The 7,717-nt window shown below is 64.5% G+C and carries 9 protein-coding genes and 1 pseudogene; 2 read left to right on the top strand and 8 right to left on the bottom strand.

What is annotated here, in order from left to right; all coding sequences use genetic code 11:
* Positions 1 to 21 precede the first annotated feature (21 nt).
* Both ACFX43_RS06795 and ACFX43_RS06790 read right to left on the bottom strand, forming a co-directional pair.
* The gene (locus ACFX43_RS06795; protein ID WP_378818591.1) at positions 22 to 657 is read right to left on the bottom strand and encodes a transcriptional regulator; all 636 of its coding nucleotides are present in this window, start codon (positions 655 to 657) and stop codon (positions 22 to 24) included.
* Positions 658 to 794: 137 nt separating this feature from the next.
* Entirely contained in the window at positions 795 to 2,015 is a 1,221-nt protein-coding gene (locus ACFX43_RS06790; RefSeq protein ID WP_378818588.1) for a hypothetical protein, read from the bottom strand.
* Positions 2,016 to 2,188: 173 nt separating this feature from the next.
* Between ACFX43_RS06790 and ACFX43_RS06785 the strand changes: the two genes are divergently transcribed.
* Together ACFX43_RS06785 and ACFX43_RS06780 are read left to right on the top strand one after the other, a co-directional pair.
* Positions 2,189 to 2,629 (top strand): DUF3592 domain-containing protein, encoded by a 441-nt coding sequence (locus tag ACFX43_RS06785; protein WP_378818586.1) that lies wholly within the window; start codon positions 2,189 to 2,191, stop codon positions 2,627 to 2,629.
* A 155-nt stretch (positions 2,630 to 2,784) separates the two neighbouring features.
* Positions 2,785 to 3,093: pseudogene (locus tag ACFX43_RS06780) on the top strand (hypothetical protein); the annotation flags it as partial.
* Here the strand turns inward: ACFX43_RS06780 and ACFX43_RS06775 are convergent.
* The 6 genes from ACFX43_RS06775 to ACFX43_RS06750 form a co-directional block, all read right to left on the bottom strand.
* Positions 3,090 to 3,932 (bottom strand): hypothetical protein, encoded by an 843-nt coding sequence (locus ACFX43_RS06775; RefSeq protein ID WP_378818583.1) that lies wholly within the window; start codon positions 3,930 to 3,932, stop codon positions 3,090 to 3,092. The pseudogene ACFX43_RS06780 and the gene ACFX43_RS06775 sit on opposite strands and share 4 nt — an antisense overlap.
* Before the next feature lie 36 nt (positions 3,933 to 3,968).
* The gene (locus ACFX43_RS06770) at positions 3,969 to 4,619 is read right to left on the bottom strand and encodes a protein TPRXL (RefSeq protein WP_378818581.1); all 651 of its coding nucleotides are present in this window, start codon (positions 4,617 to 4,619) and stop codon (positions 3,969 to 3,971) included.
* Positions 4,600 to 5,283 carry a hypothetical protein gene (locus ACFX43_RS06765; RefSeq protein ID WP_378818579.1) on the bottom strand — a complete coding sequence of 228 codons (684 nt, stop codon included), beginning with the start codon at positions 5,281 to 5,283 and terminating at the stop codon, positions 4,600 to 4,602. The genes ACFX43_RS06770 and ACFX43_RS06765 overlap by 20 nt, the downstream gene beginning before the upstream one ends.
* Before the next feature lie 34 nt (positions 5,284 to 5,317).
* On the bottom strand, positions 5,318 to 5,950 hold the full coding sequence (locus ACFX43_RS06760) for a hypothetical protein (protein WP_378818576.1): 633 nt from the start codon (positions 5,948 to 5,950) through the stop codon (positions 5,318 to 5,320).
* 63 nt (positions 5,951 to 6,013) lie between these two features.
* Positions 6,014 to 7,102 carry a hypothetical protein gene (locus ACFX43_RS06755; RefSeq protein WP_378818573.1) on the bottom strand — a complete coding sequence of 363 codons (1,089 nt, stop codon included), beginning with the start codon at positions 7,100 to 7,102 and terminating at the stop codon, positions 6,014 to 6,016.
* Between the two features lie 83 nt (positions 7,103 to 7,185).
* Positions 7,186 to 7,482: a flagellar protein FlgN gene (locus tag ACFX43_RS06750; RefSeq protein ID WP_378818570.1), complete on the bottom strand. Its 297-nt coding sequence runs from the start codon at positions 7,480 to 7,482 to the stop codon at positions 7,186 to 7,188.
* Positions 7,483 to 7,717 lie beyond the last annotated feature (235 nt).

Raw genomic sequence — 7,717 nt, 5'->3', positions numbered from 1 at the left:
CCGAGCAGCTTTGTCGAGACCTCAGCCGGCGGGGATCTCCACCTGCTCCTTGAACTCGGCGATGGTCTTGTCCGAGCCGATCACCTTCGCGCCGTCGCGGACGTACTCGACGAGGTACGTGTCAGCCTTCTCGTCCACCTCGAAGGCGATCCAGCCGGTGTGCTCACCGCCATCGCGGCGCGACACGTCCTCGAACGGCGTACGCTTCGCAGCGGTCAGCTCCGTGGCCACCTCGTCGGTGTCGGGCGACCAGAAGTCCGCCCCGTTGTCCCAGGAGATCTCGAAGTTCCCGTCCTGGATGAGGCCGCCGTACTCCTTGCCGGGCTTGACCTTGATCTGGAGCAGCACGATCTCCCCGCCTTCCGCGATGAGCTCGGCCTCCTCCGTCGACTGGAAGTCGCGGACTGCGGAGATGACCTCGATCGTGTCGCCCATGTCGGGGTCCTTGAGCGTCTTCCCGATCTTCACCTCGGCCTCGGCGCCGGCAGGAGCCGCGGACGCGGACTCGGAGGCCGGCGCGCTGGACTCGACCTCGGCCGCAGCGTCTGCGTCCGAGTCGGTCGCCTCGGAGCCGCACCCGGTCAACGCGAGCGCGAGGCCGAGGCTGAGGCCGACGGCGGCCGATCGACAGGTCCGGACGGTGGTGCGAGTGCGCATGAAAAGGGTCCCTTTCAACAGTGAATGTTCCCGAGATCGAGAGGTACGGCGTCACCCTGGCAACCCGAGCCTCTGGTGGTCGCTCTTCACTTCGGCGTGTCGCGCGGTGATCTGCACGACATCGCCCTGGCATTCGCCTATTCGCTGTTCTCGGCCAGCCACTCCGGGTTGATCGCCAGCGCCGTGACCCTGGTGTCCTTGGTCGGGAAGTCGACGTCCTTCACCTCTACCTCGAGAGCCAGCGACGCCTTCCCCGTGGCCAGGTCGGTGCGCACCAGGCTCAGCTCTGTGAGCTCGGTCCACACTCGATCGCTCCGACGCCTGGAGCGCTCGTGGAGGTCGCTCTCGTTGGTGACCGTGTAGGCGTGATGCGAGGAGTACGCCAGCACCTCCGCGTCGAGCCCGACGGAACCCTCCAGGAAACCGACCTTGCGAGCACGGATCGGCGCAGCCTCGGTGGTCGGCAACGGTGCGCTCCACATCGTGTTGCTGACGACCCAGAAGAGCTGTCCGTCCGAGACCGTCACCCGATCCGGCCCTCCGATGCGCGATGAGTGGTCGTCCTCCGGATAGACGATCTCGTGGTCGACGGCGACTTGCGCCGCGGGCGTTTCCTTGGCCGTGTTCCAGACCCGCACGAGGTGCTGGTCGGCGTCGTTCTCCCACCCTTCGTAGACGATGCCGTCGACACAGGGCGACGTCGTGCCCGGGAAGGTCGAGGGCTCCAAGGTGCTCAGGATGTCCGCACCGTCGTGTGGATAGGCCGACGTCAACGCGGCGCGGTTCAGCTGGCTCTCCGGGATGGACCCGCTGTCGTCCTCGAAGGCCTTGGTGTCGGTGCCCCTTCCCGATGAGAACACGCGCTCACCGCACACTGCCGCGGTCGATGTCTGACCGTACGGAGACACCCGCGTCGTCGCCTTGCCGCTGTCTCCGTCGATGTAGGTCACGAACGGATCCTTGGACCCGTCCTCGGGGCTGAACCCGATCAACGTCCCCGCCCCGACCGGCACTCGATACCACTCGTGTTGCGTCTCGCGCTCGTCCCCACCACTCGTACGCTCGTTCGCGGTCAGTCCGGACTCATCGATCACGTAGTCGTGGCTCCGGTCGGACGTGGTGATCCCATCCTCAGTCCACGAGATCGCGGCGCCCTCGACCCGGTCGAGCTCGATCGCACGAGTCTTCCCCTTCGGGGAGACCAGCACGAGGTAGCTGGAGTCCTCGCCACCCTCCTGGATCCGCATCGCCAGAACCGCGTCCTCGGTCGCGAAGTCCTTCGGAGGTGGGCCGACCTGGCCACACCCGGAGATCAGAGCCACCGAAGCCACCGCCATCGCCGCCACACGTCGAGTCAACGCACACATCCCGTCGTCAGTAGATGAGTCAGGAGGCGCCACAGCGGAAGCCCCCGAGATTCCGAGCGGGGATACGGTACGCGCCCGGCCCCCACAGCGCCCCACCGCCCCGGCTCGGACTCCCAGCCGTCGCGGTTAGGGTGAGGGCGTTCAATCTCGGGAATGGAGTGATCATGAGCCTTGGTGCCGTCGCCGCCTTGCTGATCGGCATCGCGATGCTGATTCTCCCGGCATGGCTGACGATTCATCTGGTACGCCGCCAGCGACGCCTGGCCACCTGGACCCGCACGGAGGCGACGATCCGCCACGTCTGGAAGAAGAAGTACGAGTCCTCAGCGACCGGAACATCCACGACGGAGACGTCCATCAACGCGCGCTACGAGTACCGCGACACTGCCGGGATCCAGCACGTCGGCGAGGTGGAACACCTGGCGCGCCCGAAGGTCGGCGACGTCATCGAGATCATCTACGACCCCAACGATCCAAAGACCAATGAGACCGTCTCTGGCGGCTCCGTCGTCGGCCGCGTTCTCAACTACAGCGTCGCCTTCGTCGTCTTCGGCGGTATCGGGATCTTCCTGATCCTCGCGTCGCTCAACCTGATCTCGGCGTAGCGATCAGGAACAGGCCGTGAAGGATCTACTCGGAGCACTCGCCGTCGCACTGATCGGCACCCTGATCTGTGCCTCGGGCTATCTGAACTTCCGCGGCGCCGAGAAGCGAACTCGAGGTAGTCGCCGCTGGTCTCGAACCAGCGCCCACGTCACAAGGCGTGGAAACAGGATGTCAGCGGAGCGGCCGGCGACTGACGTACCACGTCAACTACACCTTCACCGCCCCCGAGACGGGCGGCAGGTACTACGGCCACAGCGAACACGGCTCCCAAGGCGTCGAGACGGCTGACATCGTCGACGTGATGTACGACCCCAAGGCTCCCCACAACAACGAACTACCCGTGGCCCGCTTCGCGCTGTCGTTCTTCCCGATCGCCTACGGCTCCCTCACCGTCTTCGGCGCTGTCCTGACTCTCGGAGGTCTGATCGGCGCAGCCGTGATCAGCGCCACCTTGATCCGCTAGCGCACCTGCTTGTCGCTCGCATCGAACTCACGCCACCCCACGTGGCGATACTCGAGCACCCGACGCCACTCTCGCTCATCGAGCCCATCGAGCTCGGACCAGTACCCCAAGGGCATCTCTCGAAGTCGCTTTCGGTCGCCTTCATCGACGTCGACCAGACGGCGATGGATGAGCACGTCGAGAAGGCGGTCCCGTGCGGCGCGGGCCCGATGTCGCTTGTCGGAGCTCCGTGGCCCACGCCGCGGTGGCTTCCGGCTCTTTGCCCCGCCCTCGGGCCTGGACACCAACTCCAGGACCAGATTGGCCAAGCCCAAGGTCCCAGCGCCAAGGACCAGGACCGACAGCCATGGCATCGTGGCGAGATCCAAGACCAGCAGCAACACGTACGTCACCGCTGACGCGATCGCGGTGACCCCGGCCAGCGCAACCTCCAGAACGCTGCGCCGTCGAGTCTGCCACCACGCGGACAACCCTGTGCCGGCTACGAGAACGGCAGCGCCGAAAGCGATCCGCGCCAGCCACAACAACAATCCCTCCGCGCCCGTCTCCTGGCCGGCGGCCAGCGCAACCAGCACCAAACCCCACGCGGCCGAGCCGAAGAGCGGAAGAGCGATGAGCGCGAGCAGCCCCATGGCCACGGCGCCGGCGGCGTTCAGCACAAACCGGCCCGGAAGCGGTGGGTAGCTCCGCTTCAAGACCGCCGCCTCAGCCTCGCCCCAGCTGAACGGCTGCGAGAACGGTTCCGTATGCGCCCACCCGTCAACTGCCTGACGAGCCCACTCGTCGCGGGCTTCATCTGTCTTGCGCGCCCATTCCAGCACTGCCTTCGGCGCAGCCATCAGTGCTCCAACCCGAGATCGATCAGCGCTTTGCGACTAGGCCGCCGGCGGCGCCCAGCGAAGGGTCGAGACACATACGTCGAACGCCGTCTTCCACCCCACGAACACCGGATCAGTCGCCGACATCTCCACGGGCCTCGCGACCGAAGCCGTCAGCTGCAGGCCACGGCGGTGGTTCGACCCAGGGATCGGCGTAACGTAGACGATCGAGGTCATGACGATCGAGCCGCCTTGGAGCTCCTTCGTCGACTCCCGTTCGAACCGGATGAAACGCTTGTCGCCGAAGAGCGGCTTCGCGTCGTACGTCTGGATCGCATGTGTCACATAGCCATCGAGGCTCTCGCCGTTCGGCGCGCGGCGGATGGTGGCGAACATGGAACCCGGGATGTAGACGTCGCCCGTCGGCTGCCCGGTGGCCGCGAAATAGGCGATCACGTTCTGCTGCTTCATGAGCGAGAACGCCTGATCCATCTGCATCCGAAGCTGCGCGTGCAGGTCGGGCCGGTTGGCAGCCATGCAACGCTGCTTGATCTCGGCATCGATCGCGTCCCGGTCGGAGTCGTCCGGAACGTGGCGCTCCCATCCATCGAGGAGCTTCAGGTGGAACTCCGGGTCCTTGGTTGCACCCAGCATCTCCCTCAACGAGCTTGCGCCGTTTCCAGACACCTCAAGCCTTTCCGTCAGCACTGGCAGTCAGAGGACTACGGTCCAGTGCATCAAATTCATCGTAAGACACGATTGAACGCGAACGCAGGGTGGTCAATGCTTGGCGCCGCAAGGCGAGAAGCACTTCCAGCTCTTCCGAAGTCAACGCACTGACGTCGACCGCCGGCGGCTTCTCCCTGGAGTAGAGCCGGAACTCCGCCACGATCACCGCGATCCCGAACACCAGCAGCAACGCCGGTGCGATCACGAGGGGAAACCGCGGATATGCAGCCGGGTCGCTCGTGAGGATCAGGACCAGAAGCAGGACGGTCGAGACCAACACGAAGACCGAGAACCCGAACAGGGACCGATCCCACTGCCGATGAGTCGAGCGAACCCACGGCACGAAGTGATAGAGCAGGGCAAGGAGTCCGAGCGCGCATCCGATGTATACGCACGGAACCTCAAAACCCGGCGAGAAGTCTTCGGAAAACTTCCTCGCGCCTCCTCCGCTGGCAAAGATCGCCACGGAGAACAGCGGTCCGGCCAAGCCAATGAGCGCCACCCAGAACATCAACTTGGCAGCAAGGTTCGCCGCTCCTGAGCGGCGACGCTTCCTCTCAGCTGACTCCAGTTCGATCTGCGCGTAGTCCAGAACGACTCGATTCAGCTCGTTGATGTCGAAGCGATCGAAGTTGCTGTGCACGGTTGCCCAGTTTCCTGGATCGATCGCTGCCGCCTTAGGCATTGGAAAGCTGCTCCCATTCGTCAACTTGGTTTCGTGTGAGACCCGGAACCGGGCTGGCCTCGAAGGGACGACCGTCCGGATCGAGGAGTGAAAGGCTCGAGAGGATGATCGGCATCTGAGCGATCGTGAGCTGGAACGCCAACGGCAGGCCGGACTCCACGATCAGCCCCACACCGCCGGCGTCGCCGCTGAAGGCATAGACCGCAGTGGACAGATGGAGGTCATGCCCGTCGACGCTCTCATCGCGCGATGCGATGCACTTGATACCGGGGCCGAGCGCCGCACCGATGCACTCGTCGACGTCGAAACCAGACTTCTCCCACGCCTTGACGTCGAGGTCACCGGCCTCGGCAAGGACGAGCCTGACCCGGCTGACGATCGGGACCGTCATCGGCCAGTGAAGCATGGTGACCAGCCTGCCCGGCTCACCGATGGTGGCGAGGGAGTCCGTCAGGATGCGGCGCACGTCCTCGTCGGACTGCCGGCTCGCGTTGGTTCCGAACCACTCGCGGACTCGGGCACACTCGGTCGACACCCACGCGTCGGCGCCCTGCCCCGGTTCACTGGGAACAAGCGTCCATTCGCGTTGTGGGTAGATTCCTTCAGCTCGCCACGTTCCGACCACGGTCGTCCTCCGATTTGATTACAAGCTCCGAGCAGCACACATCATGCATGGAAGGTCGGCCGATCAGGCGAAGATGTCGACGGCTGAGTCGGGCAGGCCCTGGATCGTGTTCACCGTGCTGTAGAAGGAGTTGGCCTGCTTCGCCAGTGCGCCCTGAATGTCGCCGGCGGCGCCCCAGATCTTGCCGTACTCGCTGATCCGCGTGAAGTCACCGACGTCGAGGCCGGCGTGAAGGCTGGTCATGATGTCCGGGAATGCCTTGAGCTTGACGGCGTCACCAACGCCGCCCGCGGCCTTGTACGCAGCCGAGAACTTGGCGAACTTGCCCGCATCTGTCAGGGCACCGACCGCATCGGCCATCTTTCCGAACTTGCCGAACGGTATGACGTCGAGAACCGCTAGCCCAAGGTCGACGATCGAACACTTTCCGGCACAGAACTGGATGGTCCTCGCAAGAAGAACAAGCGCCGATACCGCCATCGCGATGGCCGCCAGGGGTCCCGCAATGAACAGGGCCGCCACGAAGAGCACCATCGCAACGATCTCGAGGACGGCGATGATGTCGTCGAGGACCTCCCAGAAGCCGTCCTCGATCTTGCCGGACATCTCGTTGCCGATGCCGCTGACCGCAGCGTCGTACGCGTCTTCCCAGGAGTCGTAGTAGCCGTCCCAGGTCTCGGCGGCGTTCTCCCAGTCCTTGCGGGCCTGGTCCTTCGCCTCCTCGGCGTCTTCTTCCTGCTGCGCCTCCGGGCTGCCTTCCTTCGGACCGGCGCCCGGAAGGTGAGTCGGCGCACCTTCCATGCTGTCGAACTTCGCCCACAGGTCCTCGCAGGTGTCGACCTGCGCCCTGATGAGCGGTTGCCATTGCTGAAGCTCTTCGCCGTACTTCGCGATGATCGGGCCCACCGGCGTGTAGAGCGCGCTGGCCTCTTCGAGCGTCTTGTAGGAGTCGCCGATCTTGTCCTGAAGCTTCTCGACGGCCTTGCCGTCCATCTCGCCGTTGGCGAGGTCGTGCTCGGAGATCTTCTTCAACTCTTCGTAGCAGGACTTCATCATCTCGCCCAGACGCTCGATGGCGTCGCCGCGCTCGATGATGCCCGAGGGGTTGCCCTCGACCGTCTTGATCTCTCTGCCCTTAGGGGATGAATCCATGGCTCATGTACTCCTTCGTCGAGCCCGCAAGGTGTCCTGATCGCCCGTCGCACGGTCACCGCGTTCGCGGTCCGGCGGACGTCCTACTTGGTCTGGAACTGGAGAGCAGTCTCGCTGTCCCAGTTCTCGAAACCGTCGACTACGCCTTTGACGTGCTCCTGGAGCTCCTTCAGGCTCTCCTTGAGGTCGTCGCGCTTGTCATCCCAGCGCTCCTCGAAGTCCTGTGCCTTGTCACGAAGGTCGCCACGGCCGTACGGGTTGCCGATGTCGGCCTCCAACGCCTCGGACTGGCTGGTCGCATTCTCGAACTCGTTGACAATCGAGTCGAGCTGCGTCGCGATCCTCGAAAGAGTCTCGACCTTGATCTTGACGTCCGCCATCGCTCGCTTCCCTTCGATCTTCCGTCAGTCTGCCCGGTCAAAGTGCCGAAATGCTGCTACGGGCGAGGCGACCGTTGATGTGTCGCCCCGCCCAGTAAGCAAGTGATCAGCCGCCGGCGAGCTGCGAGTCCAGGTCCTGGATCGCCGTGGCCATGTCACGCAGAGCCTGAGCCATGTCCTCGACACCAGCAATGGCGTCCTTCAGACCCGTGGTCATCTCCGTGTAGCCGTCCTG

This window comes from Nocardioides sp. YIM B13467, from assembly GCF_042788075.1.
In the GTDB taxonomy this organism is placed as follows: domain Bacteria; phylum Actinomycetota; class Actinomycetes; order Propionibacteriales; family Nocardioidaceae; genus Nocardioides.
Note: the sequence above shows the minus strand (reverse complement) of the source record. Positions and strands in the feature narration are given on the sequence as shown.